Source organism: Pedobacter sp. SL55 (genome assembly GCF_026625705.1).
Taxonomy (GTDB): Bacteria; Bacteroidota; Bacteroidia; order Sphingobacteriales; family Sphingobacteriaceae; genus Pedobacter.
The window spans coordinates 1076774-1102009 of sequence record NZ_CP113059.1 but is presented as its reverse complement, the minus strand read 5'-3'; the positions used below and the strand labels follow the sequence as shown (position 1 = coordinate 1102009).

26 protein-coding genes and 1 pseudogene are annotated in these 25236 nt (G+C 37.8%); 17 read left to right on the top strand and 10 right to left on the bottom strand.

Features of this window, described 5'->3' with window-relative positions; all coding sequences use genetic code 11:
• Positions 1-361 precede the first annotated feature (361 nt).
• On the top strand, positions 362-664 hold the full coding sequence (locus tag OVA16_RS05010) for a hypothetical protein (RefSeq protein ID WP_267763918.1): 303 nt from the start codon (positions 362-364) through the stop codon (positions 662-664).
• A gap of 221 nt (positions 665-885) precedes the next feature.
• Here OVA16_RS05010 and OVA16_RS05005 read toward each other — a convergent pair whose 3' ends face one another.
• Genes OVA16_RS05005 through OVA16_RS04995 form a run of 3 tightly spaced genes read right to left on the bottom strand, consistent with a single transcriptional unit; the run spans position 886 to position 2083 of the window.
• Positions 886-1128: a type II toxin-antitoxin system RelE/ParE family toxin gene (locus OVA16_RS05005; RefSeq protein ID WP_267763917.1), complete on the bottom strand. Its 243-nt coding sequence runs from the start codon at positions 1126-1128 to the stop codon at positions 886-888.
• Positions 1118-1360, bottom strand: coding sequence for a hypothetical protein (locus OVA16_RS05000; protein ID WP_267763916.1), 243 nt, complete (start codon positions 1358-1360; stop codon positions 1118-1120). The genes OVA16_RS05005 and OVA16_RS05000 overlap by 11 nt, the downstream gene beginning before the upstream one ends.
• Before the next feature lie 42 nt (positions 1361-1402).
• Positions 1403-2083, bottom strand: a complete 681-nt coding sequence (locus OVA16_RS04995; RefSeq protein WP_267763915.1) for a hypothetical protein — start codon at positions 2081-2083, stop codon at positions 1403-1405.
• Positions 2084-2147: 64 nt separating this feature from the next.
• Between OVA16_RS04995 and OVA16_RS04990 the strand changes: the two genes are divergently transcribed.
• The 5 genes from OVA16_RS04990 to OVA16_RS04975 all read left to right on the top strand — a co-directional run bounded on the left by OVA16_RS04990 (position 2148) and on the right by OVA16_RS04975 (position 7101).
• Complete coding sequence (locus OVA16_RS04990; RefSeq protein ID WP_267763914.1) at positions 2148-2600, top strand: hypothetical protein; 453 nt, start codon at positions 2148-2150, stop codon at positions 2598-2600.
• Positions 2554-2844 (top strand): type II CAAX prenyl endopeptidase Rce1 family protein, encoded by a 291-nt coding sequence (locus OVA16_RS20220; protein WP_420712341.1) that lies wholly within the window; start codon positions 2554-2556, stop codon positions 2842-2844. Before OVA16_RS04990 ends, OVA16_RS20220 begins: the two co-directional genes overlap by 47 nt.
• 151 nt (positions 2845-2995) lie before the next feature.
• Positions 2996-5794 (top strand): DNA polymerase I, encoded by a 2799-nt coding sequence (polA, locus tag OVA16_RS04985; RefSeq protein WP_267763913.1) that lies wholly within the window; start codon positions 2996-2998, stop codon positions 5792-5794.
• A gap of 78 nt (positions 5795-5872) precedes the next feature.
• Positions 5873-6751: an energy transducer TonB gene (locus OVA16_RS04980; RefSeq protein WP_267763911.1), complete on the top strand. Its 879-nt coding sequence runs from the start codon at positions 5873-5875 to the stop codon at positions 6749-6751.
• A 47-nt stretch (positions 6752-6798) separates the two neighbouring features.
• Positions 6799-7101 carry a hypothetical protein gene (locus OVA16_RS04975; protein ID WP_138728028.1) on the top strand — a complete coding sequence of 101 codons (303 nt, stop codon included), beginning with the start codon at positions 6799-6801 and terminating at the stop codon, positions 7099-7101.
• Between the two features lie 58 nt (positions 7102-7159).
• On the opposite strand, the gene glmS is transcribed toward OVA16_RS04975, so the two are convergent.
• The 3 genes and pseudogenes from glmS to OVA16_RS04960 all read right to left on the bottom strand — a co-directional run bounded on the left by glmS (position 7160) and on the right by OVA16_RS04960 (position 11377).
• Positions 7160-8998: a glutamine--fructose-6-phosphate transaminase (isomerizing) gene (gene glmS, locus OVA16_RS04970; RefSeq protein WP_267763909.1), complete on the bottom strand. Its 1839-nt coding sequence runs from the start codon at positions 8996-8998 to the stop codon at positions 7160-7162.
• Between the two features lie 81 nt (positions 8999-9079).
• Positions 9080-10392, bottom strand: a pseudogene (locus OVA16_RS04965) (DUF4270 family protein).
• A gap of 160 nt (positions 10393-10552) precedes the next feature.
• Positions 10553-11377: a glycogen/starch synthase gene (locus OVA16_RS04960; protein WP_138723191.1), complete on the bottom strand. Its 825-nt coding sequence runs from the start codon at positions 11375-11377 to the stop codon at positions 10553-10555.
• Between the two features lie 148 nt (positions 11378-11525).
• Between OVA16_RS04960 and panC the strand changes: the two genes are divergently transcribed.
• From panC to ffh, 3 genes are all read left to right on the top strand, one after another.
• Positions 11526-12374 (top strand): pantoate--beta-alanine ligase, encoded by an 849-nt coding sequence (gene panC, locus OVA16_RS04955; protein ID WP_267763908.1) that lies wholly within the window; start codon positions 11526-11528, stop codon positions 12372-12374.
• Between the two features lie 70 nt (positions 12375-12444).
• Positions 12445-12795: an aspartate 1-decarboxylase gene (gene panD, locus OVA16_RS04950; RefSeq protein ID WP_138723190.1), complete on the top strand. Its 351-nt coding sequence runs from the start codon at positions 12445-12447 to the stop codon at positions 12793-12795.
• Between the two features lie 235 nt (positions 12796-13030).
• On the top strand, positions 13031-14365 hold the full coding sequence (gene ffh, locus OVA16_RS04945; protein WP_267763907.1) for a signal recognition particle protein: 1335 nt from the start codon (positions 13031-13033) through the stop codon (positions 14363-14365).
• Between the two features lie 195 nt (positions 14366-14560).
• On the opposite strand, the gene OVA16_RS04940 is transcribed toward ffh, so the two are convergent.
• Positions 14561-14884, bottom strand: coding sequence for a heavy metal-binding domain-containing protein (locus tag OVA16_RS04940; RefSeq protein WP_267763906.1), 324 nt, complete (start codon positions 14882-14884; stop codon positions 14561-14563).
• A gap of 209 nt (positions 14885-15093) precedes the next feature.
• Between OVA16_RS04940 and OVA16_RS04935 the strand changes: the two genes are divergently transcribed.
• The gene (locus OVA16_RS04935) at positions 15094-15780 is read left to right on the top strand and encodes a tetratricopeptide repeat protein (protein WP_267763905.1); all 687 of its coding nucleotides are present in this window, start codon (positions 15094-15096) and stop codon (positions 15778-15780) included.
• Positions 15781-15970: 190 nt separating this feature from the next.
• The gene (locus OVA16_RS04930) at positions 15971-18211 is read left to right on the top strand and encodes a carboxy terminal-processing peptidase (RefSeq protein WP_267763903.1); all 2241 of its coding nucleotides are present in this window, start codon (positions 15971-15973) and stop codon (positions 18209-18211) included.
• Positions 18212-18322: 111 nt separating this feature from the next.
• On the opposite strand, the gene OVA16_RS04925 is transcribed toward OVA16_RS04930, so the two are convergent.
• Positions 18323-19039 (bottom strand): DsbA family oxidoreductase, encoded by a 717-nt coding sequence (locus OVA16_RS04925; protein ID WP_267763902.1) that lies wholly within the window; start codon positions 19037-19039, stop codon positions 18323-18325.
• A gap of 195 nt (positions 19040-19234) precedes the next feature.
• Here OVA16_RS04925 and namA point away from each other — a divergent pair, with 195 nt between their 5' ends.
• The 4 genes from namA (at position 19235) to OVA16_RS04905 (ending at position 22286) form a co-directional block, all read left to right on the top strand.
• Positions 19235-20296, top strand: coding sequence for an NADPH dehydrogenase NamA (gene namA, locus OVA16_RS04920; RefSeq protein WP_267763900.1), 1062 nt, complete (start codon positions 19235-19237; stop codon positions 20294-20296).
• A 93-nt stretch (positions 20297-20389) separates the two neighbouring features.
• Positions 20390-21208 (top strand): OmpA family protein, encoded by an 819-nt coding sequence (locus OVA16_RS04915; protein ID WP_267763899.1) that lies wholly within the window; start codon positions 20390-20392, stop codon positions 21206-21208.
• Between the two features lie 80 nt (positions 21209-21288).
• Positions 21289-21594: a YbaB/EbfC family nucleoid-associated protein gene (locus OVA16_RS04910; RefSeq protein ID WP_267763898.1), complete on the top strand. Its 306-nt coding sequence runs from the start codon at positions 21289-21291 to the stop codon at positions 21592-21594.
• Positions 21595-21605: 11 nt separating this feature from the next.
• Positions 21606-22286 carry a metal-dependent hydrolase gene (locus OVA16_RS04905; RefSeq protein WP_267763896.1) on the top strand — a complete coding sequence of 227 codons (681 nt, stop codon included), beginning with the start codon at positions 21606-21608 and terminating at the stop codon, positions 22284-22286.
• Positions 22287-22377: 91 nt separating this feature from the next.
• On the opposite strand, the gene OVA16_RS04900 is transcribed toward OVA16_RS04905, so the two are convergent.
• Complete coding sequence (locus OVA16_RS04900) at positions 22378-22809, bottom strand: single-stranded DNA-binding protein (RefSeq protein ID WP_267763894.1); 432 nt, start codon at positions 22807-22809, stop codon at positions 22378-22380.
• Between the two features lie 12 nt (positions 22810-22821).
• Entirely contained in the window at positions 22822-23868 is a 1047-nt protein-coding gene (gene mutY / locus OVA16_RS04895; protein ID WP_267763893.1) for an A/G-specific adenine glycosylase, read from the bottom strand.
• A 172-nt stretch (positions 23869-24040) separates the two neighbouring features.
• On the opposite strand from mutY, the gene OVA16_RS04890 reads away from it, so the two are divergent.
• Entirely contained in the window at positions 24041-24343 is a 303-nt protein-coding gene (locus OVA16_RS04890; protein WP_097133391.1) for an HU family DNA-binding protein, read from the top strand.
• 11 nt (positions 24344-24354) lie between these two features.
• Positions 24355-25203 carry a tetratricopeptide repeat protein gene (locus OVA16_RS04885; protein WP_267763889.1) on the top strand — a complete coding sequence of 283 codons (849 nt, stop codon included), beginning with the start codon at positions 24355-24357 and terminating at the stop codon, positions 25201-25203.
• The last annotated feature ends 33 nt before the right edge of the window (positions 25204-25236 follow it).

Here is a 25236-nt window from a genome sequence, read left to right as displayed (position 1 = left end):
TTAAAAAAATTGAAAATCAGTTCTTTATACGGTTGTATTTGAATGTTGCAACGCAGCCTGGTGTTTTCAGGTTAAGGTAGCGTTTCTTGGACCTTCTTTTTTAGATCTCGAGTGTCAGAAACCAGCAACCTGAGTTCAGTAAAGATTGATATGATGAGTGTAACACCAACTAAAAAGAAATCGAATGGCAAACAATCATAAAACTTTTAGCTATAGCGCCATGGTTATTTGTGGAATTTTATGCCAAAAATTTCCCAAGTAAAATGGGTAAGAAGATTTGTAAACCGTTATATAGCCTTCTGGTCGAGGAAAAATTTTGGCATATTATTTTCATACTTAGAATACATCTTATACCTATGCTATGAAAAAATATCTATTTACAGGCGTGTTAACCTTATTGGTTTTAAGTTCGGTTTACGCACAAAAGAAGCAAAAGCAAACTTTTCAGTACAGTCCGGGCAGAAATAAGAAAGCGATTTCTGGCGTAATAACAGAAGTGAAGAGCACTTATATGGGAGATCAAAAATTAACTTGGGTGTTTATTGGAGACACCGTTATTCATGTTTGGGATAAAGACATGAAAAAAGAAATGGCTGTTGGCAAAACCTTTACCTTTAATGGCATTCAGAAATTGGCGGGCGTTAAAAAGCATTTGGAGAACTAGCTTTAAGATTTGCAATACAACCAGACTTACGAAGTTTAATCTCGTTCTGCCTTATTGTTGTTTAAAGGTGAAATGGTGGGCTTTGTTGTTTAAAAACCTCGTAAGTTTCCAATAATGGAAAATCGGCAAATTACTTCCCCGCTTCATTATAAGATTTTACCAAAGCAATCAACATTTTTTCGTCGAAACTTTCGGTTGCTTTAATACTTTCTGCCAAACCATTATCTGTCTTCCCAAGTTTTGGGATTTATTGAAGTATGAAAAACTGCTAATATGATTATTTCATTTTCTGGTTCGTTGTATTCATAGTGAATGCCATAAGGAAACCTATCGGTAAATGCCACCCTAATATTGGCATAACGAATTTGATAAACAAGTGGGTTTTTAGCAATGAAATTTACTTTTGTATTAACTTCTTTTAAATCTTTCTTTACAATTTCAGCAATTTGCTTTTTAGCGCTCATCATCCAATTCCTGCTCCAAACTGTGCATCATTTCATCAAAATCTACTAAAGATTGCGGATGGTTTTTAATATGCTGCTGCCTTTTAAGCACTTGCTCTTTTTGCCACTCTGGAATTTGGAAATCTTCTTGTACAGTAATAGAAATAGGAACTCCACTATAGAAACTTTTTAATTTTTCTATAAACTCTTCTGTAATCTCTTGCGCAGATGAAAATCGAAATGTAGTATCCATATTTCTGTTTTTATTTAAAGATAAGATTCAGAAAATCGTAACCTACTTCACCGCCTCGTTATAAGATTTTACTAAAGCAATCAACATTTTTTCGTCGAAACTTTCGGTTGCTTTAATACTTTCTGCCAAACCATCATCGCCCGTAAGTTTAGCTAATAGCAGGTTTTTAGTAGCCGCTGTTCTAGAACCATCGGCTGCAATTTCTTGCATTGGACCAGTGCCAGGCTTTTCAATAAAGTAAAAAACTTTAGCTTTCGGTGCAGCTCCGGCCGGTCTCTCCACGCCACCACGGCCGCCGCCCAGGTTAATACTTACGCCACCGCCTAAACCGCCGCCCATACCACCACCAGTGCCCATGCCTACCCCAAAAGTTGGACGGGCTTTTACCCGGGGTTGCGCAGGTTCTTCTACGCCAGAACTACCACCAACGGCATATAGGTTTACCTTGCCGCCTTCTACTAATCTAAAAAACTTTACGGCAGCTTTTTTACCCACAATAAAAGGTTTGCTTTCGTAAGTATCGCCATTCCAAAGAAAAGATTTGATGTCTTTAGCCTTATATTCTTTTAAACCCTGCTCTTCTATTTGGATAAAAACAGATCTGTAATTAGTGCCTTTAATTTCGCCACGCACAAAATTCCCTTCGCTAATTAATACCGCATCTTGGGCTTTTGCTGTAAAGGTTAATAAACAAATTGCGAGTATGATTTTAAGACTTTTCATGTTCAAATTAACGGAAAATTAGGTAGTATTGTTATAGGTATAACATTAATTAACATCTCAACCTATGAAAAATTCGCTTTATAATTTTTATCAATTCCTTAAAAAGCCATCACTCCTAGAAAAACAAAAAGATAAAAGCTTGCTGTTTAAAGATTTTGCAGCATTATTTCTACTCGACATACTCTTTACCGCTCTGTTAGTGGGCTTGTTCTATATTTTATTGCATTTCAACCTTATTAGTGAACATGAGGGTATAAACCTTTTAAAAGAATACGGTGTTTGGGGTGCCCTAGCCTTTGCTTGTATTTTGGCTCCACTTTTGGAGGAGGTGTTTTTTAGATGGCATTTACGAGGCCTTCATGGCTCAATCTATTTTGCTTTTCTATCTCTCGCCGGATTAATTGCTTCTCAAATCACTGGAGCATTAATTCAATTTATGATTGTAATTATATCAATAGTACTTTGCAGCTATTTCTATCAGTTTTTTAAGGAAGAAAGGCAAGTTCTACAGCATTAGGGCCTGGAAGAAAAACTACCCATTCTTATTTTATTATACCGCTATTGTATTCGGTTTAATTCATTTAAGCAACTACAAAGATTTGACCGTTTCTGATCCTAGTTTTGTACTTTACATCGCTTCTCAAACTTTTGGCGGATTAAGCTTAGGCTATTTGCGAATTAAATATGGCTTAACTTATAGTATACTTTTTCATGCATTTTTTAATCTCATTGTCTTTTCGTTGGCAATTCTTTTCCCTTAGTTTTTTCAATTTATCGTTACCTTTACCAAGGTTGTAAGCCACTTCGTCATTTCGAACGTAGTGAGAAATCTCATAGTTAAGAGTGCTTTCTTGAGATTTCTCCTCATACTTCGTCGAAATGACGGCTAGCGTACCCCATTAAATTATAATCATGAGCAACAAAAAACTTTTCCTTTTAGATGGGATGGCGCTAATTTACCGAGCGCATTTCGCATTGAGCAAAAACCCACGTTTTACCTCTACGGGTGTCAATACTTCGGCGGTAATGGGCTTTACCAACACTTTGCTAGAGGTGTTAAAAAAGGAAAAACCAACGCATATTGCTGTAGTTTTTGATACAGCAGCGCCAACAGAAAGACACACCGAGTTTGAAGCCTATAAAGCGCATCGTGAGGCCATGCCCGAAGACTTGGCTGCTGCAATTCCCTATATTTTTAGGCTGATAGAAGGTTTCAATATCCCGGTAATTACCAAAGATGGCTACGAAGCGGATGATATTATAGGAACGCTAGCTAAGGAGGGCGAAAAAGCTGGTTTTAAAGTGTATTGCATGACACCAGATAAAGATTTTGCGCAATTGGTTTCGGATAATATTTTCATTTACAAACCTGCTCGTATGGGCAATGAAATGGAAATTTTGGGCGTTCCTGAAGTTTTGGCCAAGTGGGAGATCGAAAATGTTAAGCAGGTGATTGATGTTTTGGGGTTATGGGGCGATGCGGTAGATAACATTCCGGGAATACCTGGTATTGGCGAGAAAACTGCAAAAGCCTTAATTAAGCAATACGGCAGTATGGAAAATATCATTGCCAACAGCCATGAGCTCAAAGGAAAACAAAGAGAAAATATAGAAAATTTTGCAGAACAGGGCTTGATTTCCAAAAAATTGGCAACAATTATATTAAATGTTCCAGTCGAGTTTAACGAGCAACAATTGCTATTGGAAGAACCCAGTAAAGAATTGCTAGAACCTTTGTTTGCCGAATTAGAATTTAGAACCATTGGCAAACGTGTATTTGGCGATAATTTTAGTGTTAACGAAGGGAAATCTAATGGGCAGCAAGATTTATTTGGCAACGCCATGGCCTCGAAGGAAATCGAAAACCAGCCTTCACTTTTTGATACGCCAATAGATGCCAAAAACATTGATAATACACCACACGAATATTATTTAGTTGAAACGCAAGAGGCTAGAAAAGAACTAATTGCTTTATTGTTGCAGCAAAGCCGAATTTCTTTCGATACTGAAACGACTGGTGTAGATGCAAACTTGGTAGATTTAGTAGGGCTCTCTTTTTCGGTAGAAGCAGGTAAAGGATATTACATTCCAACACCCGAAAACAGAGAAGAAACCCAAGCCATTTTAGAAGAATTTAGACCTGTTTTTGAAAACGAGAACATTGTTAAAATTGGTCAAAACATTAAGTACGATATGCTGGTGTTAAAATGGTACGGCATTGATGTAAAAGGCGAATTGTTTGATACCATGTTGGCGCATTACCTGATCGACCCAGATACCAGACACGGAATGGATGTGCTTTCGGAAAATTACTTAGGCTACACACCAATTTCCATCACTTCTTTAATTGGCGCCAAAGGTAAAGGCCAGTTGAACATGAAAGATATTCCGGTAGAAAAAGTAGTAGACTACGCTGCGGAAGATGCTGATGTGACCTTGCAATTGGCCAACGTTTTTGAACCAATGCTAGCAGAAAGAAATGCGTCTAAACTAGCAAAGGAAATAGAAAATCCGTTAATTTATGTGCTGGCGGATATGGAAAAAGAAGGGGTTAGAATTGATGCTGAAACTTTGGCTACTTACTCTGCACAATTGCAAGAAGAAATTTCAAAAGCCGAACTTGCTGTTTACGAAAAAGCAGGGCTGAAGTTTAATCTGGCATCGCCAAAGCAGTTAGGAGAAGTGCTTTTCGATCATTTAAAGCTAGATCCCAAAGCAAAAAAGACCAAAACTGGTCAGTATCAAACTGGCGAAGATGTGTTAACCGCATTGGCCAGTAAAAGCGATATTGTACAGGATATTTTAGATTTCCGCCAGATGCAAAAACTAAAATCTACTTATGTAGATGCCTTGCCGCTGCTGGTAAATCCGAGAACTGGAAGGGTGCATACAAGCTATAATCAGGCTGTTGCCGCTAATGGCAGATTGAGCTCTAACAATCCAAATTTGCAGAACATCCCTATTAAAACCGATAGAGGTAGAGAGGTGCGTAAAGCTTTTATTGCCAGAGATGAAAATCACATCCTGTTATCTGCCGATTATTCGCAAATTGAACTAAGGATTATTGCCGAAATTAGTAAAGAAGCAAATATGCTAGATGCCTTCTTAAACGGCATTGATATCCACACGGCTACGGCGGCAAAAGTTTACGGCATAGGTATCGAAGAAGTAACTTCTAACCAGCGTAGAAACGCCAAGGCGGTAAACTTTGGGATCATCTACGGCCAATCTGCATTTGGTTTATCGCAAAATTTGAACATTCCACGTAAAGAAGCTGCCGAAATTATCGAGCAATATTTCACCCAATACCCGGGCATTAAAAACTACATGAGCAACACGATGAACTTTGCCCGTGAAAATGGTTATGTAGAAACTATTATGGGGCGCCGTAGGTATTTAAGAGATATTAACTCTGCAAATATGACGGTTAGAGGTTACGCAGAGCGAAATGCCATTAATGCGCCAATACAGGGGTCGGCAGCAGATATGATCAAGATTGCGATGATCAATATCCACAAAGATATGAAGGAACAAAAACTGCAATCTAAAATGACCATGCAGGTACATGATGAGTTGGTGTTTGATGTAGTGAAGAGCGAAAAAGAAACCGTAAAGGAGATTATTACCCATAGGATGAAGACTGCCATTAAGACCGAAGTGCCCATTGAGATAGAAATTGGCGAAGGTGTAAATTGGCTAGAGGCGCATTAATGTACGGGCTAAAATCTTCTCTCCGATAGAAAATCTTTAATGTAAGAGCGAAAAATCTTTCGTCCATAAAACCAAAAAATGAAAAAACTAACGCTTATAGCTTTTTTAGCCATTGCCAACACTGGTTTTGCACAAATTAACGCCCAACAAGACACTACGTTGATCTACAATAGTCCAATGTACACCAAAGATCCTGTTCGCTCTAAATGGCGGCCAGTTATTAAAAAGTCTGGCGAATTTTATCAAGTTTCTTTTTACGACAAAAAAGATATATTACAAGAAGTGATAAGTTTTGAAGACAAGGAGCTTACCATTAGAAAGGGAGCTTATATCAGCTACCAAAAAAGCAAGCTAAAAGAAAAAGGCAGCTATGAAAAAGGGCATAAAGAAGGAGAATGGATTACTTACACCAGTGATGGCGAAACCCCAAAAAAGATAGAGAATTTTAATTATGGGAAACTACACGGTAATTATGTAGCATACTGGAACGGGAACAAAGAAGAAGGTAGTTATGTAGGGGGTAAAAAAGTAGGAAATTGGAAATTTAACTACAAGGATGGTACATTGGCCGGCGAAGAGTTTTATGATGAAACAGGCAAAAAAACCGAAGGCAAATATTACGACAATAAAGGTAATGTTACTGCTTACGAAAATTTATTTGGCCCAGCTAGTTACGAAGGTGGACTGAAAGAGTTCTATAAGTATTTAGCCTCAGAAATTAAATATCCTACGCAATCTGCCAAACAAAAAATACAAGGAACAGTGAAACTAAGTTTTATTGTTAAAAAAAACGGAACTATTGAAGATGTAGAAATTGTAGCAGCACCTAATAACGAACTGGCTACTGAGGCCATACGGGTACTGGAATTATCAGAGGGTTGGCTGCCAGGCAAAATGTTTGGCGAAGTGGTAAACACCAAGTACAATATTCCAATAAAATTTTCTTTGAACAGATAACAACCTCGCTTTTATTTCGTTAACTTAACACATAAAATATAAGCTACATGAAAAAATTATTAACCCTAGCTGCTGTTGCCATGTTTGGCATTAGTGCAGCCTTTGCACAAACCGTAACCACAGTTAAGCAAACCCCGAAAAAAGTAACTACAGTAACCAAAACAGAAGTAAAAAAAGTAGAGAAAAAGGCTGCAACTACTGGAGCTAAGTTAAAGGCAGACGGAACGCCAGATATGCGTTATAGCGAGAATAAGGCATTAAAAGCCAATCCGGCTGGGCCAAAGAAAAAAGATGGCACTGCCGATATGCGCTACAAAGCCAATAAGGTTGCCGCTAAAAAGAAAAGCTAGAGATATTTACATAAAACAAAAATGGACGTCCAAATTGCATTGGACGTCCATTTTTATTTTATTCTACCGTTACCGATTTGGCTAGGTTACGAGGTTGATCTACATTGCAACCTCTCATTACCGCAATGTGGTAAGAAAGTAGTTGTAGCGGAATGGTAGCCAGCAAAGGTAAAAAGGCTTCGCTCGCATCTGGAATTTCGATACAGTAATCAGCCATTTTCTTTACTTCGGTATCGCCTTCGGTTACAATGGCAATTACCTGTCCTTTTCTTGCTTTAACCTCTTGTATATTGCTAATTACCTTTTCGTAAGATGAGTTTTTGGTGGCAATAAACACTACAGGCATTTCTTCATCTATTAAGGCAATGGGGCCGTGTTTCATTTCTGCTGCCGGGTACCCTTCTGCATGTATATAAGAAATCTCTTTTAGTTTTAAGGCACCTTCGAGGGCTACTGGGAAACCACTTCCACGGCCTAAAAATAAGCAGTTGCTTGCATCTTTGATTTTTGCAGAAATTTCTTTGATGATATCATTAGATTGTAATGCCGCATGGATTTTATCAGGAATGCAGTCTAGCTCTGTAAGCAGTTCGGTTAGCTTGCTATTGGTAATGGTTCCTTTTTGTTGCGCCATATAAAAGGCCATCAACGTAAGTACCGTAACCTGTGCCGTAAAAGCTTTGGTAGAGGCTACGCCAATTTCTGGCCCTGCGTGGGTGTAAACGCCTGCATGTGTAATACGAGGGATAGATGCGCCCACTACGTTACAGATTCCAAAAATAGTAGCACCTTTTTCTTTCGCCATTTCTATGGCAGCCATCGTATCTGCCGTTTCTCCAGATTGAGAAATAGCAATTACCACGTCTTTTTCAGTAATAATTGGGTTTCTGTACCTAAACTCCGAAGCATATTCTACTTCCACCGGAATACGGGCGTACTCTTCAATCAAATACTCGCCAACTAAACCAGCATGCCAAGAAGTACCACAAGCTACAATAATGATCCTGTCAATGTTTTTTAGCTTGTCTGCAAACTCTTTAATTCCTCCTAGTTGTACTTTGCCCTCTTCTGGGTATATACGTCCTCTCATACAATCACGAATAGATCTAGGTTGCTCGTAGATTTCTTTTAACATGAAATGCTCGTAACCACCTTTCTCTAACATTTCTAGTTTAAGTTCTAGTTCTTGTATGTATGGCGTTTGTATCACATTATCTAAACGTTTTACTTCTAGCTCATCACGTTTTAGGAAAGCAATTTCGTTATCGTTTAGGTAAATTACATTTTTGGTATACTCTATAATCGGGGTAGCGTCTGAGGCGATAAAGTATTCTCCTTGACCAACACCAATTACCATTGGGCTTCCTTTTCTTGCGGCAATTAGCTGGTTTGGATTTTCTTCGTCCATAATTACAATGGCGTAGGCTCCGGTTACTTCATTTAGTGCTAAACGTACTGCCTCGGTAAGGTCTATCTTGTTGTTTTGGTAAATGTCTTCGATGAGGTGAATTAAGACTTCCGTATCGGTATCACTGTTGAAAGTATGCCCTCTAGAAATTAGCTCTTCTTTTAGCGTTGCGTAGTTCTCAATAATACCATTATGGATAATACTTAAGTTTCCGTTTTGAGAGGTATGAGGGTGTGAATTTCTATCGGAAGGCGCTCCGTGGGTTGCCCAGCGGGTATGCCCCATGCCAATTGTGCCAGCAAGGTTTTTTTCGGCGGCAAAATCTTCTAGCTCTTTTACCTTTCCGGCCTTCTTGTAAATGTTTAAATTTTCGTTGTCAATTAGCGCAATTCCGGCGCTGTCGTATCCTCTGTATTCAAGTCTTTTTAGACCTTTTAAAACAATTGGCCAAGCTTCTCTAAAGCCTATATAGCCTACAATTCCACACATGTTATTCGGGGGTTAAAATATAAATCGCCCTAAAGTATTTCTTTAGGGCGATTAAATCAAACCTTTGAATAAAAAAATCTACTAATTTGCTTTAGTGTAGTAAATGTTGAGTTTCATTACGTTAGCTCCTGCTGCGGGGTTCTTCGTGAAGCTGCCGATAACTGCACGAGACGCAACGTTAAAAGGCGAAGAAAATTGAAATGCTGTAGATGGTGTTACAGATAAAAATGTACCATAATTTTCGGTTTTACCATCTAACAGGTCTTGAATGTAAGCTGTAACCGTAAACACATATTTCTTGTTTACCGAGTCAAAAAATCCACCAAAGTTTCCGCCAAAATTAATTGCTGCACGAGGGTCTCCAGCGGTAGTTACACCATCGCCAGTATCATTGTCTGGTAAGTTTTTACGCTGGCCAGCAATATCAAATTTATAAAGGGCTAAACGAGGTGCTGCTCTAAATGGAGCTACATCAGTGCCGCTACTTAAATCAATAACCAGTTCTGCCTTATTAATTACCATTTTACCTACCTCGTTTCTCATTTTTTTCAGGTAAGGAAAGTCTAGCTTGGTTCTCAAACCACCTAAAGGTTTTAAATAAGTAACCTCGTATTGTTTCTTTGTATTATCGTCAAGTTGCGTTTGTACCGCTGTAGAATAGGTGTTTTTTACACTTGCCGCTACCGGGCCAAAGCTGGTAGAGATTGGGAAATTTACCGAAACCGTATCTGTTGCAGTGGTGGTGGTAGCATTTTGTTTTCTGTAATACAACACCAAGCCTGAGTTAGAAGTTGTGGCGGTTGTATTAGAAAGGTTGAAGAACATTAAGCCGCCATTGCCCATTGTACTATAGCTTGTTGGCCTAATTTGAACATGTAAGCCTTTAAATGCAGCCTGAAAATACGAGTTATACTTTAATGAAGTTGCAGGTAAACTAACTATATTGTTGGTAATAAAAGTATTGTCTAACTTAAGCCTAACTTGAGGCGTAACAGTCATTACCGTATCTTTTGCGCCAGTAAGTACATCGGTTACTTTAACAGGAGTGGTAGGGAATACTTTGCCTGTATAGTTGGCCAATAAAGTGTTATTGTAGCCATAGGTATTGGTGCTTAAATAAGAACTTTCCTTAGCGAGGTTGTTATTAAGCTGATGTACATCTATGTTATAGGTTGCAGCATATCTCCGTAAAAATCGCCACCATAGTTTAAAACCAATACAGCAGAGTCTAAAACGGCATTGGTTCCAAAATCGTAAGCTTCGCTTGGGGTGTTTACCGATAGGGCTAAGCTAGCTTCTGTAGTGCCCAACAGCGGGTCGTTGATATAACCAAAAGGATATCTTGACAACGCACTTGTTGCAACGGCATCGTCTTTTACGGTTTTAGAATAGATGGTTGCCGTGTCAATCAGGCTTCCTTGAATTTGGTTGCTTGGGTCAACTTCTAAACCAATGGTAGATGTGTTTTCGCATGAAGCGAAAGAAAAAGACTTATCAACAAGGTTAATAAGTCTAATTTTAAAAATCTCATATTTATAATTAAATAAGCTTTTATTATGCTATAGAAACCAATTCATCACTAGTAACTTCTTCGTAAAAAGAATAGAAGTTATCGTAATTTTCGGTTAAATTAAACGCTAAAGTTGGCTTATTAGAATCTTTAACAAATTTTAACACAGCATCGTCAACCTTCTCATCTGCAAAAACTACGGCATCAGAATGAGTTATTGCGCCTATATGCAAGCTGTTGCAATCGCCCTCAGCAAATGCTTTGGTGTCATCAGCGGTCATGTTGGCCATAATTGCTTTTTTATGAAAATCTGCATTTAGTTTTTCGCCAAAACAGTTTTCGTAAACAGAATATACTACTTTAGAGTTTTTAAAAGTAGGATCGTTTTTATACGTAGTTTTGATGTAAGCTGGTACTAAAGAAGTCATCCAGCCGTGGCAATGCACTACATCTGGCGACCAGCCTAACTTTTTAACCGTTTCTAAAGCGCCTTTGCAGAAAAAGATTGTTCTTTCGTCGTTGTCTGCATAAAACTTGTTTTCCTTATCCCTAAACACGTATTTTCTGTGGAAATAATCTTCATTATCCAAGAAATACACTTGCATACGAGCCGCTGGTATAGACGCCACTTTGATGATTAAAGGGTTGTCATTGTCATCAATAATGATGTTCATCCCTGATAATCGGATTACCTCGTGTAGTCTGTTTCTTCTTTCATTAATGTTTCCAAACTTGGGCATCAAGATGCGGATTTCGAATCCTTTTTCTTGCATAGCCTGCGGTAATTGGCGGGTAATTTCAGAAATTTTAGTGACTTCGAGGAAAGGCGACATCTCATGGGTAATAATCAGTAGCTTCGTTTTTGCCATCTCCATATATTATTAAATTACTGTTAATTTAAAGATTATCAAGGTGCAAAGGTACGGAAAATATTAATATTTATCAATATCTTGCTATTGGGGCTTTGTTAATATTGCAGAAATGCACAATTTAGCACCCTCAAAACAAGACAAGATATTGGAAGTTATAGCAACCATTGCCGAACTTGAAAGCTCGCTTAAGCCTTTAAAAGTAAAAGGATTAAAAATTGCATTGGTGCCTACTATGGGCGCTTTGCATAATGGCCATCTTTCGTTAATAGCTGAGGCGCAAAAACAAGCGGACATTGTGGTTTGTAGCATTTTTGTAAATCCTACGCAATTTACCGATCCTAAAGACCTGGAAAAATATCCAAGACCTTTGGAGCATGATATTAAAATGCTGACTGAAGCTGGCTGTAATTTCGTTTTCATGCCATCGATAAAAGAAATGTATCCGAATTATCCAACAGCCGAAAATTGGAAAATTGATTTAGGCAGTGCGGAGTTTGTGCTAGAAGGCGAATTTAGGAAAGGACACTACCAAGGTGTAACTCAAATTGTATTTAAATTATTTGATGCAGTAAAGCCAGATAAGGCATTTTTTGGCCAAAAGGATTTTCAGCAGGTGCTGATGATTAAAAATATGGTTGAGGTTTTAGGTCTTGATGTACAGATTGTAACCTGTCCCATCATTAGAGAAGATGACGGTTTGGCAATGAGCTCTAGAAATATCCACCTAAGTGATAGCGATAGAGCAAATTCTTTAGTGTTAAGTAAGGCCTTGTTCTTTATTGAAGACCATTACAAAACGCAATCTATCGAAGAGCTTTTAGCTAACTCCAAGGCAATTATTGATAGTGTACCTGGAGTAGAATTAGATTATTTAACCATTGTAGATGGCGATACACTTTTGCCTATTTCTACAAAAATGGATAAAAATACGGTTGCGCTAGTTGCGGCTAAGGTTGGAGAAACCAGGCTGATTGATAACGTTGTGATTAACTAACTGTTGGTTTGTGACTTTAAACTGAAAACTGTTTCGTGTAAACTGTAAAACTTATTCCTAACTTTGCCGTATGATTATCGAGATTCTAAAATCGAAAATACACCGCGTTAAGGTAACCCAAGCAGAACTTAACTACGTAGGGAGCATTACCATTGATGAGGATTTGATGGATGCAGCGAATATTATCGCTAACGAAAAGGTGCAGATTGTAAATAACAATAACGGCGAGCGTTTTGAAACTTATGTAATTAAGGGAGAAAGAGGCTCGGGGGCAATCTGTTTAAACGGCGCTGCGGCTAGAAGAGTACAAATTGGCGATATCCTTATTATTATATCTTACGGTTCTCTGCCTATCGAAGAGGCGAAGAAATACCAACCTATATTGGTTTTCCCAGACGATAACAATAGACTTCTTAAATAAGTAAATTGCTCGAAAAAGCAGTTTAAATCGATGTGTTTAGATCAAATGCATTGTAAAAGCATGCTTTTTTTTATAGGCTGGAAAATAAAGGGGAAATAATTGCCGAAATTATTATCGGATTTAACTTTGTCTTTATTATTTGAACTCACTTGGAGCAATCGTAATTCGTAAAACCAAAATCGTAAATTATTAATACCTTTGGGTTCATCAAATTTAATCATAAAAGCATTAAGCAATGTTTGAAAATTTACAGGATAAGTTAGACAGGGCATTTAAAGTTCTAAAAGGACAGGGTAACATTACTGAGATCAACGTGGCAGAGACCATGAAAGAGATCAGAAAGGCTTTACTTGATGCGGACGTAAATTATAAAACCGCCAAAACCTTTACCGATCAGGTTAAGGAAAAGGCTTTAGGTTCTAACGTATTGACCAGCATTTCGCCGGGACAATTACTTACCAAAATCATGAACGATGAGCTTGCTGCCTTAATGGGTGGCGAAGCTACTGAGTTGGACTTGAAAAGCAACCCAACCATCATATTAATTGCTGGTTTAAATGGTGCGGGTAAAACAACCTTTACTGGTAAATTAGCATTGCACTTAAAAAGCAAAGGGAAAAAACCTTTAATGGTAGCTGGCGACGTTTATCGTCCGGCGGCGGTAGACCAGTTGCAGGTTTTAGGCGAGCAAGTTGGCGTGCCTGTTTATGCAAATAAAGAATCTAAAGATCCTGTTGCTATTGCCTTAGAAGGTATTGCAGAAGGTAAAAAGAATAACAATAACGTAATTATTGTAGATACTGCGGGCCGTTTGTCTATTGATGAGGCCTTAATGAACGAGATTTCGGAGGTTAAAGCACAAACCAAACCACACGAGATTTTATTTGTAGTAGATTCGATGACCGGTCAGGATGCGGTAAATACAGCAAAAGTATTTAACGATCGCCTTGATTTCACGGGTGTGGTATTAACCAAATTAGACGGCGATACTCGTGGTGGTGCGGCACTTTCTATCAAATCGGTAGTTGATAAACCAATTAAGTTTATTGGTACTGGCGAGAAAATGGAAGCTTTGGATGTGTTTTATCCAGACAGGATGGCTTCTCGTATTTTGGGTATGGGTGATGTGGTTTCTTTGGTAGAGCGTGCTCAGCAACAATTTGACGAAAAAGAAGCTGCCGAGCTACAAAAGAAAATCCGTAAGAATAAGTTCGATTTCAACGACTTCTATAATCAAATCCAACAAATCAAGAAAATGGGTAACATGAAAGATTTGATGGGTATGATACCTGGTGTAGGTAAGATGATGAAGAATGTGGATATTGACGATGATGCTTTTAAAGGAGTTGAATCAATTATCCAATCGATGACTCCTTACGAAAAGGAAAATCCAGATGTGATACAACAAAGCCGTAGATTGAGGATTGCAAAAGGTTCTGGCAACAAGGTTGAAGATGTAACTAAGCTTTTAAAACAATTTGAGGATATGAGAAAAGTGATGAAACAATTCTCTAATCCGGCTGCAGCAGCTAAAATGATGCGCAACATGCCGAAAATGCCACAACGCTAGATAAGTTAAAAGTTTAAAGTAAAAAGTTAAAAGCCCCGATGTTGTATAAACATTGGGGCTTTTATTATAAGAATCATCGTCATCACAAATTTATTTTGGGATCTTAATGCTATAAAAGGTTAAACAACCTATTTGTAGCAGTTTACTCGCTTTACGATTCCCGCCTACGCGGGAATGACGGCAAGTCGGCGTAGGTTAATCTTCCAATATAACAGCAGTTCCACTTGCGGTTACCATTAACATACTACCGCCGCTACCTACGGTTTCGTAATCTAAATCTACGCCAATTACCGCATTGGCGCCCATAGCTGCGGCATACTGTTGCATTTCGCTAACTGCAGTATTTTTGCCTTCGCGTAATACTTGCTCATAAGATCCAGACCTGCCGCCTACAATATCTCTTAAACCAGCAAATAAATCTTTAAAAATGTTGGCGCCTATAATGGTTTCGCCTGTAACTAGGCCTATATATTTTACAATTTTTTTGCCTTCTACGGTATTGGTTGTGGTTACTAACATAGTTTTTAAGTTTTTCTAATCAGACTTTTATAACGTGCCAATGTTACAGTGCGTTACAAAATTTATCTGCTTTAAAAGCTAATGGTTAAAGGTAAAAGCAAGAAATACAGTATTTTAAGGTTTTTGCTTTAAAAACCCCTATCTTTGAAGTCTGATACATTTTTAAATGTGCTGTGTTTGGCAATATGCCGCAAGAAATAAAGAACCAAATGAAAAACATAAATCTATTAGTTATTGCCCTTACCATTGTGTCTTTTGCAAAGGCTCAACATACGGTTTCGGGATCATCTGTAACTAACAATCCACAGCTTTCTGTTAATTTGGCTGTACTAGACAACGTTAGCCGTAGCGCTGCCGATGAATTTATTGATCAAGCAGAACGTTATGAGCAAGATGGAGATTTTGATAATGCTGCAGCGATGCTTAGCAAAGCAGCAAACGAATATCAGCAAGATAAAAAGTTTGCTAGTTATGGCACTACTTTAATCCGTTTAAGCAATATCCATTTGTTGCTTTCTAACTATAGCGAGGCAGAGCAAATTGTACTCAAAAGAGTATTAAAAAACTATTCCAAAATTGGGAGTAGAGTGGGGCAAATGTCGGCCTACCAACAATTAGGGAAAATCTATTTTGCTGCCAATAAACTCCCTCAGTCGCTTTGGTTTTATACACAGCAAGGTATTTTAGCGCAGCAACTTAAAGATAATCATGCCTATATCGAATCTGTTTTAGGTATTGTGTCCGTTAAAATCAAAAAGAAGGACTATCAGTTAGCAACTAGAGATTTAAACACCATAGAGTTGCTTTCTAAAAATGCTAAAACTGTACAGTATAACCAACTCATAAAGCAAAACAGGGCACTAATTGCCGAACGCACTATCATAAAAAAAAGCTAAAATAGGTGCCAAACTTAAGTGACCATAATACGGATCTTCCGTTCTGTTAATTGTTTTTCTGTTTAAAAGTAATTTAGCAACTTGATTGTCCGTTCTTTTTATAATCTTTACAAAAAAGATACAGAGTATAACTGTATCTTTTTTGTTTATTTAAGAAATTGGTATCATATTGGATGATGATTTTATAAGAATGGATTTTAAAACAGTTAAAGAAATGCTGAAAAGAATATTTGCCATTACCTTTACCGCTGCAGTTTTAGCCTGCACCGCCTCTCCAAAGGCACAAAAACCGGTAGAAGGTATTTCGAACATAAAACCAGACGAGCAACAAAGTTTGGTGGCCAAGGAAGTGGTGGGCTTAATTGAAAACTACAACTATAAGAAGATAAAGCTCAACGACTCTATTTCTTCTATTATTTTTGATAGGTATATCAAGGCACTCGATCCGTCTAAGTATTACTTTTTAGAGAGTGATATCAAAGAATTTGAAGCCAACAGGTTTAGCTTAGATGACGATTTGCGAATTGGCGATTTAAGTGCCCCATTCTACATTTTTAACGTTTATTTGAAAAGATATAACGAACGTGTAGATTATTCCGTTTCGCAGATTAAAAACAAATACGATTTCAGCCAAAACGATACCTATGTTTACGATAGGGAGAAAATGCCTTGGATTAAAACTACCGCAGAGCTGAATGATATTTGGAAAAAACGTGTAAAATACGAACTGGTAAATTTGAAAATTGCTGGTACTGATGATGCTAAAAACGTAGAAACACTGACTAAACGCTATGCTAACTTAAAATCTCAAGCGGCTAAATTCAACAATCAAGATGTTTTTCAAATCTTGATGGATTCTTTTACAGAAGCTATTGACCCGCATACCAACTATTTTAATCCTCGCAATGCCGAAGCATTTAACCAAGAAATGTCTCGTTCTTTAGAAGGTATTGGCGCTGTTTTACAATCAGAAAACGAAGTAACCAAAATTGCGTCTGTAATGCCGGGTGGCCCAGCTTTTAAAAGTAAAAAATTAAACGCTGGTGATAAGATTATAGCGGTAGCTCAAGGTGCCGATGGCGAGTTTGAAGATATCATTGGTTGGAGAATAGATAACGCTGTTTCTAAAATTAAAGGGCCAAAAGGCACTACGGTTCGTTTAAAAGTTATTCCGGTTGGGCAAGAACTTTCTTCAAAACCTCAAATTATAACCTTGGTTAGAGAGAAAATTATTTTAGCAGATCAATCTGCCAAAAAAACGGTAAAAACGGTTGAAAGTGATGGCAAACTTTACAAAATTGGTATCATTAAAATACCGGCCTTTTATGCAGATTTTAAAGCAGCAAACGCTGGAGATCCAAACTATAAGAGCACCACTAGAGACGTTCGTTTGTTGATAGATACCTTGAAAAACATGGATAAGGTTGATGCCATTGTGGTTGACCTAAGAGCCAATGGCGGTGGGTCTTTAAACGAGGCTATTGAGCTTTCGGGATTGTTTATTGGTAAAGGACCAGTAGTACAGGTAAAAGATTACAAAAACAGCGTAAAGGTTTATAAAGACGAAGATAGCAACATTACTTGGGATGGTCCTTTAGGCGTAATGATTGATCGTTTAAGTGCTTCGGCTTCAGAGATTTTTGCGGGAGCAATACAAGATTATGGTCGCGGCGTGGTAATGGGAACCCAATCTTATGGCAAAGGCACCGTTCAATCTTCTATTGATTTAAACTCGCTAATGAACTCTGGCGTGCTAAATCAGTTGGCGGCGTTGTTTAAGAAAAAAGAGGCAGACAAAAAAGCTGTGGCGCTTAAAAAGCAAGATGTTAACTCGCCAACGGTAACTATCGTTGATAAAAATGGCATCCCACAATTGGGTCAAATTAACCTAACCATGGCTAAATTTTATCGTGTAAGTGGTAACAGTACGCAACATAAAGGTGTTATTCCTGATATCAATTTCCCATCTATTTATCCATTAGATAAAATTGGAGAAGATACAGAGCCTTCTGCTTTGCCTTTTGATATGGTTAATCCATCAACATATACTACTGTTTATGATTTAAATGCGGTTAAAGCTAACTTGATTAAGTTGCATGAAAAGCGTATGGCTAAATCATTAGATTATAAAATGCTGAAAGAAGATATTGCTGAAGGTAAGAAAAGAGAAAACGAAACTTCGGTAACTTTAAATGAAGCTAAATTAAAAGCAGAGCGAGATGCTTTGGAAGCGAAATCTTTAGCTAGGGTAAATCAGGTTAGAGCCGAGAAAGGTTTGCCGGCCTTGAAAAAAGGAGAGAAAGCTCCAAAAGAAGATGCGCTAGATTTTATTGAGGATGAAAGTATTAATATCATGATTGATTTCATGAAACAAACAGAGAGTTCAAAGTTGAGCAAGAACATGAATAAGCCGGCTCCTTTAAATAAGTAATAAGAAAGCGTAGAGAAACAATAAAGCGATTAGAAAGAACTTCTAGTCGCTTTTTTTGTAATTTTTCGTCGTCGCTAGTCGCTAACCCATCTTACAAGATTGTGTTGATTTTTACAGCTCACAACCATGCTCGTCGCAAGTATTTTCTGAGCTGGTGTTTAAGTTGGTTAGAGGCGTTTTTTCTTGCGTTGCTATCCATTCTTGATAACCTTGTGAAATGGCCTGCTTAAACGCTTCTACGGGTTGTGCGCCAGACAGCGCATACTTTCTGTCTATCACAAAAAATGGCACGCCCCTAACGCCCATTTGCTGGCTTTCGTAAATATCAAATCTTACCTCTTCTTCAAAAGCATTACTTTCTAAAACTCGTTTGGTTTCTGTTTCATCCAAACCCAAAGAAAGGGCAATTTTTAACAATGCTTCTTTATCATCAATATTTACATTGTCAATAAAATGTGCTTTAAATAGCTGTTCTTCTGCCAAATCTTGCTTGCCTTTACTTGCTGCAAAATGAATTAAACGATGTGCATCAAAGGAATTTGCAGGGATATTATTTTCAAAATCGATGTTTAATCCTACGTTGTTGGCCATTGCTTCAACTTGCGTAGTCATCTGTTTTGCCTGCTCTTGGCTTATTCCCTTGTTGGTAGCTAAGTAATCGTACAAACTTTCCCCTTCAACATTTTTATAAGTAGGGTTAAGCTGATAGCTCTTCCAATTAATCTCTATGGCAGCCTTAAACGGAAGTTCTGCCAAGGCCTGCTCCAAATGCCTTTTCCCTATATAACAAAAAGGACACATCACGTCAGACCATATTTCTATTTTCATATTTGTAAATTTAATAAGGCAAAGTTAAACGGTTGGTAGTAAGGCATAGTCTCGAAAAGGTAAAATAACTAGTTTTGAGCCAGCTCAGTAAAAAGCATATCAAAGTAGCTAGGTGCTTTGTCATTAAATATTCACAACTTTTTGCGAGCCTATCATTGGCATTTAACTTGTTTAAATTGCATTAAAAAATTAGTTATGTCGTTATTATTTTCTCCTATACAAATTAAAAATGTAGTGTTAAAAAACCGCATTGTGGTTTCGCCAATGTGCGAATATTCTTCTATTGATGGTTTTGCCACTAATTGGCACTTGGTGCACTTGGGTAGCAGGGCCGTTGGTGGTGCAGGCCTAATTATTACCGAGGCTACTGCTGTTTCGCCAGAGGGAAGAATTTCTATTGTAGATTTAGGGATTTGGAAAGACGAGCACAAAGCGAAGCTGAAAGAGATTGTAGATTTTATTCATGAAAACGGTGCTGTGGCCGGTATCCAATTGGGTCATGCCGGTAGAAAGGCGAGTTTCGATATCCCTTGGGAAAGCCCAGCTCAGGTAAGTAATGAAAATGGCGGATGGGTTCCTGTAGCGCCTAGCGCCATTCAATTTAATCCCAAAGATAAAATGCCCATTGCTTTAGATTTAGAAGGAATTAAAAAAGTGAAGTTGGATTTTAAAGCCGCTGCTAAACGTGCATTAGAGGTAGGATTTAAAGTGGTAGAAGTGCATGCCGCACACGGTTATTTGTTGCACCAATTCTTATCTCCGTTAAGTAACCAACGTAATGATGAGTACGGAGGAAGTTTCGAAAACAGAATTAGACTCTTATTAGAAGTTGTTGCTGCGGTACAAGAAGTTTGGTCAAGTGAAAATCTTCTGTTTGTACGTATTTCTGCTACAGATTGGGTTAAGGGCGGTTGGAATGCAGAAGAATCGGTTAAGTTGGCAGAAATCTTAAAAGAAAAAGGTGTAGATGTGATTGATACCTCTACTGGCGGCTTGGCCAAGGAGCAGGAAATTCCTGTTGAACCCAATTACCAAGTTAAATTTGCAAACGAAATTAAGCAGAAGACGGGCATTTTAACAGGAGCCGTTGGTTTAATTACAGAAGCAATGCAAGCCGAACAAATCTTGCAGGAAGAAAAAGCAGATTTGATTTTTATGGCTCGTGAACTACTTCGAAATCCTTATTTTCCACTGCATGCCGCTAAGCAACTTAACGACGAAATTAAATGGCCCGTACAGTACCAAAGAGCCAAGTAAGTATTACTCCTGTTGGTTGTTAAAGATAAAAGTGGCTAATTTTTGGAAAGAACGAAGTTTTTCTATCTTTATAAAGCCAAATGATAAACTTTTATGCTAAATAGAGGGTGTATATTAATCCTACTTTGTTTCTCGCTTTTTGTAAGTGCAGCCAACGCCCAGAAGAAAAAAACGAATAGCTTTTTCTTTGATACGGATATCAGTGTACTTGATGATAAGCAAAAAGAATCATTTGCGCAGTTTGTAACCGAGATGGATTCTACCGATATCATTTCTATATCGATACTTGGTTATTGCGACGACAGGGGAAGAAAGGGCTACAATGATACGTTATCGGTGCAAAGAGCCAACCATATTAAAGGGCTGTTAAAAGAGCGAGGTATAACCACAGACAAGGTTAGGTTGCTAACAGGCAACGGAAGAGTGAAGCTTACAGAACCTAAAAACGTTACCAAACAAAGAGCTTATAACAGAAGAGTAGATTTGGTAATTGAGTATGTGAAAAAGAACTTCAATGCCGATAAATCTATCTTGTCTGATACACTTAAAGTTGGCGATAAGATCATTCTAGAAAATATCCTTTTCGAAAATAGCAGGTCGGTATTGTTAGAAGAATCTATTCCTGTTTTAGAAAGGATAACCAACATCATTAAAGAAAAGAAACAATATAACATTGCTATTTTAGGTCACATTTGTTGTAATCCGCCAGGTAAAGATGTGAAGGATTTTGAAACCGGAGAATACAATTTGTCGCAGGCCAGAGCAAAAATCATTTATGATTACCTGATTTACAAAGGTGTAGATAAAAAGCGTCTTACCTATAAAGGTATGATGGCTGATTTCCCTTTGGGTAAAGGCGAAAAAAACGATAGGCGGGTTGAATTGCAGATTACAGGGATCAATGTAAAATAAATACTAAATTTTAAAACCAAACAGCACCCTCACAGTTTAACTTGAGGGTTTTTTGTATTTTAGAGCGTTAAAAAAAAGATATGTTTGATAAATTAATGGCTGCACAGGGCAAAGCCGAAGAAATAAAAAAGAGATTAGATACCATCTCGGTGTTTGGAGAGGTAGAGGGCGGAGCAATAAAAGTTACTGCTACGGCAAACAAAGCAATAACCTCTATTGCAATTACAGATGAGTTTTATGAGCAAGCCGACAAAGAAGAGTTAGAAGAACTTTTGCAGGCGGCAATAAATAAAGCTTTGGCACAGGCCGAGCTAGTAAGCGCAACAGAAATGCAAGCAGCCACAAAAGATATGCTTGGTGGCTTAGGTGGTTTGTTTGGACAATAAAATATATAGATATGAAATATACATATTACGGGCAGTCGTGTTTTTTGTTAGAAACCTCTTCGGCAAAGTTGTTATTTGATCCCTTTATTAGTGGAAACCCTTTGGCCAAAGATATTGATGTAACACAAATTGAGGCTGATTATATTTTGGTTAGCCATGGCCATGGAGACCACGTTGCTGATTTAGTAGCCATTGCCCAAAGAACGAATGCAAAGGTAATTTGTATGCCCGAAATTGCTGGTTGGTTACAGAAACAGGGCGTTACCAACATACATGATATGAATATCGGTAAGTTTAAGTTTGATTTTGGAACAGTGCGTATGGTTGCCGCCACGCACTCAAGCAGCTTGCCAGACGGTTCTTACGGAGGTAACCCGGCGGGATATGTTTTAGACGTTGATGGAAGGCAAATTTATTTTGCTGGAGATACAGGTTTAACGATAGATATGAAGCTTTTGGCCGAACTGTATCAATTAGAATATGCAATTTTGCCTATAGGCGGCAATTATACTATGGATGCAGACGATGCGGTTATTGCTGCAGAATATGTGAATTGCCAAAAGGTAATTGGGGTGCATTATGATTCTTTTCCGGTAATAGCTATAGATAAATATACCGCTACCGAAATTTTTAAAAGAGCACAAAAACAGCTTTTGCTTCCCGAAATTGGCGAAACTATTGTTTTAAGCTAATATCAGTTAGGATTTATAACACAAAGGAGGATATTGATTAGATATCCTCCTTCGTTTATTTTATGCGTTTTTTACCTGTATGAGTGGTTTACTAAAAAGGTAAATCTCCCGACTGGTCAATAGATGTCGAAAAATCGTCTTCAATTTTATTGTGTGATGTTATTGCGCCACTAGAGCTAACAGGCTCGAAATCGCTTTTTCTGCCCAGCATGGTAAAATTCTCGGCAACAATCTCGGTAACATATTTTTTTACTTTCTCTTTATCTTCAAAAGAACGGGTTCTCAGCTTTCCTTCTATGTACACCAATTTGCCTTTCTGAAGATATTTAGAAGCTACTTCGGCCAAGCCCCTCCACAATACAATGTTATGCCACTCGGTTTGTTCAACCCTTTTTCCGTCTTTGTTAAATGTCTCTGAGGTGGCTAAAGGAAAACTCGCAACGGTAACTCCACCTTCTAAATGCCTAACTTCGGGGTCTTTGCCCAAGTGGCCCACTAAGATTACTTTGTTAATACCTGACATAAATATATTTGATTAGTCTATATGCTTTTCTACAAAATCGCCAATAATTTTGGGATGAGGTAATTGTTTAAAAACGTTAATTTTAACCGATTTAATTTCGGTGTGTAAATTAAAGTTAACAATATAATTATCTATTGCAAAAAATTGAACATATATTATTTGGTGGGTAAGGATGTGTTTTTTGCTTTCTAAAACCTTTAGCTCTAACTGTTTGCCAAATAATTCTTGGGTTTTAACCAAAAAATCAGCATCCGAAAGTGAAGCCTCTCCTTGTGTTTCAATTAAAGGGAAATCGTATAGGTGCTGCCAAACATCGCCGGGTATTCTTTGTTTGGTTAAAATTTCATTATTGGTAATGCCTACAAAATAATTAAACCACCTTTTTCTGATTTTTACTTTCTTTAGCTTAATTGGAAGCAGATCTACCTTTTTATGTTTATAAGCGTAACAACCTAGCCGTATTGGGCATTGGGCACAAAGTGGAGATTTTGGCTTGCATTGTAGTGCGCCAAATTCCATCATAGCTTGGTTATAAACAGAAGGCTCTTGGTCGGCAATAAGTTCTTGGGCTAAATTGGCAAACATTTTTTGGCCTGCGTTTGAATTGATAGGCTCTTCGATACCAAAATATCTGGCCAAAACGCGGTATACATTTCCATCAACCACTGCTTTCCTTTCGTTACTAGAAAAAGAAGAGATAGCTGCTGCGGTATAGCTTCCAACACCCTTTAATTTTACCAGTTCATCGTAGCTTGTAGGAAAAACGCCCCCATAATGTTCTACAACATAACGGGCGGTAAACAACATGTTTCTGCCTCTAGAGTAATAGCCCAAGCCTTGCCAAAGTTTTAAAACTTGTTCTTCGGCGGCATTAGCAAAATCTTTTACAGTAGGGTAGTGCGCTAAAAACTTAAGGAAATAGGGTTTTCCCTGTTCTACTCTTGTTTGTTGTAAAATAATTTCAGAAAGCCAAATCACATAAGGGTCTGTGGTATCCCTCCAAGGCAATTCTCTCTTGTTTTTAAGGTACCACTTAACTATTTCCGATTGAAAAGACATCGTAACAAAAGTACAATAAAAGGTATTAAATAGCTAAAACTTGCAATACTATGATGGTCAACCACATAAATAAATCATCTTTTATTTTCCTATCTCGCTAAAAAGCAATACTTTTGCAACCCCAAAACAGATGTAATTAAAACACACACAATAATTAATTAATTTTAGAAATATGACTAAGGCAGATATTATTGCTGAAATATCAACAAAGACAGGGATTGAGAAAGTTGACGTTCAAGAAACAGTAGAGGCATTTTTTAAGGTAATCAAAAACAACATGATTGCTGGAGAAAATGTTTACGTAAGAGGTTTTGGCAGTTTTGTAGTGAAGAAAAGAGCTCAAAAAACTGCGAGAAATATCTCTAAAAATACAGCTATTATTATTCCAGAGCATTTTGTTCCTAGCTTTAAGCCAGCAAAAGTATTTGTTGATAAAGTTAAAAACAATACTAAAAAAGCTAAAGCTGAAGCTTAATTTTGATTGACATGAAAAGCCCACGCACAACACAAATTGTAATTATTGCAGGCATTGTATTGCTTGTGGGCTTTTTATTTAGCCAAGATATCAAGGGTTTGGTAAAGCCCAAAGAAGATGCTGCATCGGCTATGCCAACTGAGGCGCAAGCTCCGGTTTTAAGCTTGTTAGAGGCTTCTGCCACTGCAAAAAACCTAATTAGTAATGCAGCAGCTAAAGAGTTTACTTCGCTAGAAACGGCTTATCAGAAAGCTTCTGGAGAAGAAAAAATAAGCCAAGCCAAGGTTTTGGCCCAAAAATGGGATGATTTAGAGCAAGCTATTCCAAGCGCACTCTATTTAGAAGAAGCTGCAAATGCGCAATCTTCATTAGAGAACTGGGTTAAAGCTGGCGACCGTTTTTTAAAAGCTTTTGATAATACACAAGATAGCATTGCTAAACCAATCATGCTTCAGAAAGCAAACCATGCTTTTGGCGAAGCTATTGCAATAGACTCTACCAACTTAGATGCTAAGACGGGGATGGGAGTGGTAATTGTAAATGGTGCAGGTGCGCCAATGGAAGGTATCGCAATGCTTTTAGATGTGGTAAAGAAAGACCCTAAAAATTTTAAGGCAAATATGAATTTAGGCATGTTCGCAATTAAATCTGGTCAGTTCGACAAAGCGATTACTCGTTTTGAAGATATTATCAAAAACATAAAGGCAACACCAGATAGCTACTTCTATTTAGCAACAGCCTACGAGAATTTAGGCAAAAACAAAGAGGCTATAGACGCTTATTTGCAAAGTAAGAAACTAGCGGCAAATCCAACTTTATCTAGTTTTATAGATAAAAAGGTAGCCGAGTTGAAAAAATAATTAATAAAAACATTTAAAATTTAAAATTATGCC

Excerpts from the sequence above, each read along its gene's own strand:
- OVA16_RS05010 (WP_267763918.1), top strand. The coding sequence starts at position 362 with ATGAAAAAATATCTATTTACAGGCGTGTTAACCTTATTGGTTTTAAGT.
- OVA16_RS05005 (WP_267763917.1), bottom strand. The coding sequence starts at position 1,128 with ATGAGCGCTAAAAAGCAAATTGCTGAAATTGTAAAGAAAGATTTAAAA.
- OVA16_RS05000 (WP_267763916.1), bottom strand. The coding sequence starts at position 1,360 with ATGGATACTACATTTCGATTTTCATCTGCGCAAGAGATTACAGAAGAG.
- OVA16_RS04995 (WP_267763915.1), bottom strand. The coding sequence starts at position 2,083 with ATGAAAAGTCTTAAAATCATACTCGCAATTTGTTTATTAACCTTTACA.
- OVA16_RS04990 (WP_267763914.1), top strand. The coding sequence starts at position 2,148 with ATGAAAAATTCGCTTTATAATTTTTATCAATTCCTTAAAAAGCCATCA.
- polA (WP_267763913.1), top strand. The coding sequence starts at position 2,996 with ATGAGCAACAAAAAACTTTTCCTTTTAGATGGGATGGCGCTAATTTAC.
- OVA16_RS04980 (WP_267763911.1), top strand. The coding sequence starts at position 5,873 with ATGAAAAAACTAACGCTTATAGCTTTTTTAGCCATTGCCAACACTGGT.
- OVA16_RS04975 (WP_138728028.1), top strand. The coding sequence starts at position 6,799 with ATGAAAAAATTATTAACCCTAGCTGCTGTTGCCATGTTTGGCATTAGT.
- glmS (WP_267763909.1), bottom strand. The coding sequence starts at position 8,998 with ATGTGTGGAATTGTAGGCTATATAGGCTTTAGAGAAGCTTGGCCAATT.
- OVA16_RS04960 (WP_138723191.1), bottom strand. The coding sequence starts at position 11,377 with ATGGCAAAAACGAAGCTACTGATTATTACCCATGAGATGTCGCCTTTC.
- panD (WP_138723190.1), top strand. The coding sequence starts at position 12,445 with ATGATTATCGAGATTCTAAAATCGAAAATACACCGCGTTAAGGTAACC.
- ffh (WP_267763907.1), top strand. The coding sequence starts at position 13,031 with ATGTTTGAAAATTTACAGGATAAGTTAGACAGGGCATTTAAAGTTCTA.
- OVA16_RS04940 (WP_267763906.1), bottom strand. The coding sequence starts at position 14,884 with ATGTTAGTAACCACAACCAATACCGTAGAAGGCAAAAAAATTGTAAAA.
- OVA16_RS04935 (WP_267763905.1), top strand. The coding sequence starts at position 15,094 with ATGAAAAACATAAATCTATTAGTTATTGCCCTTACCATTGTGTCTTTT.
- OVA16_RS04930 (WP_267763903.1), top strand. The coding sequence starts at position 15,971 with ATGGATTTTAAAACAGTTAAAGAAATGCTGAAAAGAATATTTGCCATT.
- OVA16_RS04925 (WP_267763902.1), bottom strand. The coding sequence starts at position 19,039 with ATGAAAATAGAAATATGGTCTGACGTGATGTGTCCTTTTTGTTATATA.
- namA (WP_267763900.1), top strand. The coding sequence starts at position 19,235 with ATGTCGTTATTATTTTCTCCTATACAAATTAAAAATGTAGTGTTAAAA.
- OVA16_RS04915 (WP_267763899.1), top strand. The coding sequence starts at position 20,390 with ATGCTAAATAGAGGGTGTATATTAATCCTACTTTGTTTCTCGCTTTTT.
- OVA16_RS04910 (WP_267763898.1), top strand. The coding sequence starts at position 21,289 with ATGTTTGATAAATTAATGGCTGCACAGGGCAAAGCCGAAGAAATAAAA.
- OVA16_RS04905 (WP_267763896.1), top strand. The coding sequence starts at position 21,606 with ATGAAATATACATATTACGGGCAGTCGTGTTTTTTGTTAGAAACCTCT.
- OVA16_RS04900 (WP_267763894.1), bottom strand. The coding sequence starts at position 22,809 with ATGTCAGGTATTAACAAAGTAATCTTAGTGGGCCACTTGGGCAAAGAC.
- mutY (WP_267763893.1), bottom strand. The coding sequence starts at position 23,868 with ATGTCTTTTCAATCGGAAATAGTTAAGTGGTACCTTAAAAACAAGAGA.
- OVA16_RS04890 (WP_097133391.1), top strand. The coding sequence starts at position 24,041 with ATGACTAAGGCAGATATTATTGCTGAAATATCAACAAAGACAGGGATT.
- OVA16_RS04885 (WP_267763889.1), top strand. The coding sequence starts at position 24,355 with ATGAAAAGCCCACGCACAACACAAATTGTAATTATTGCAGGCATTGTA.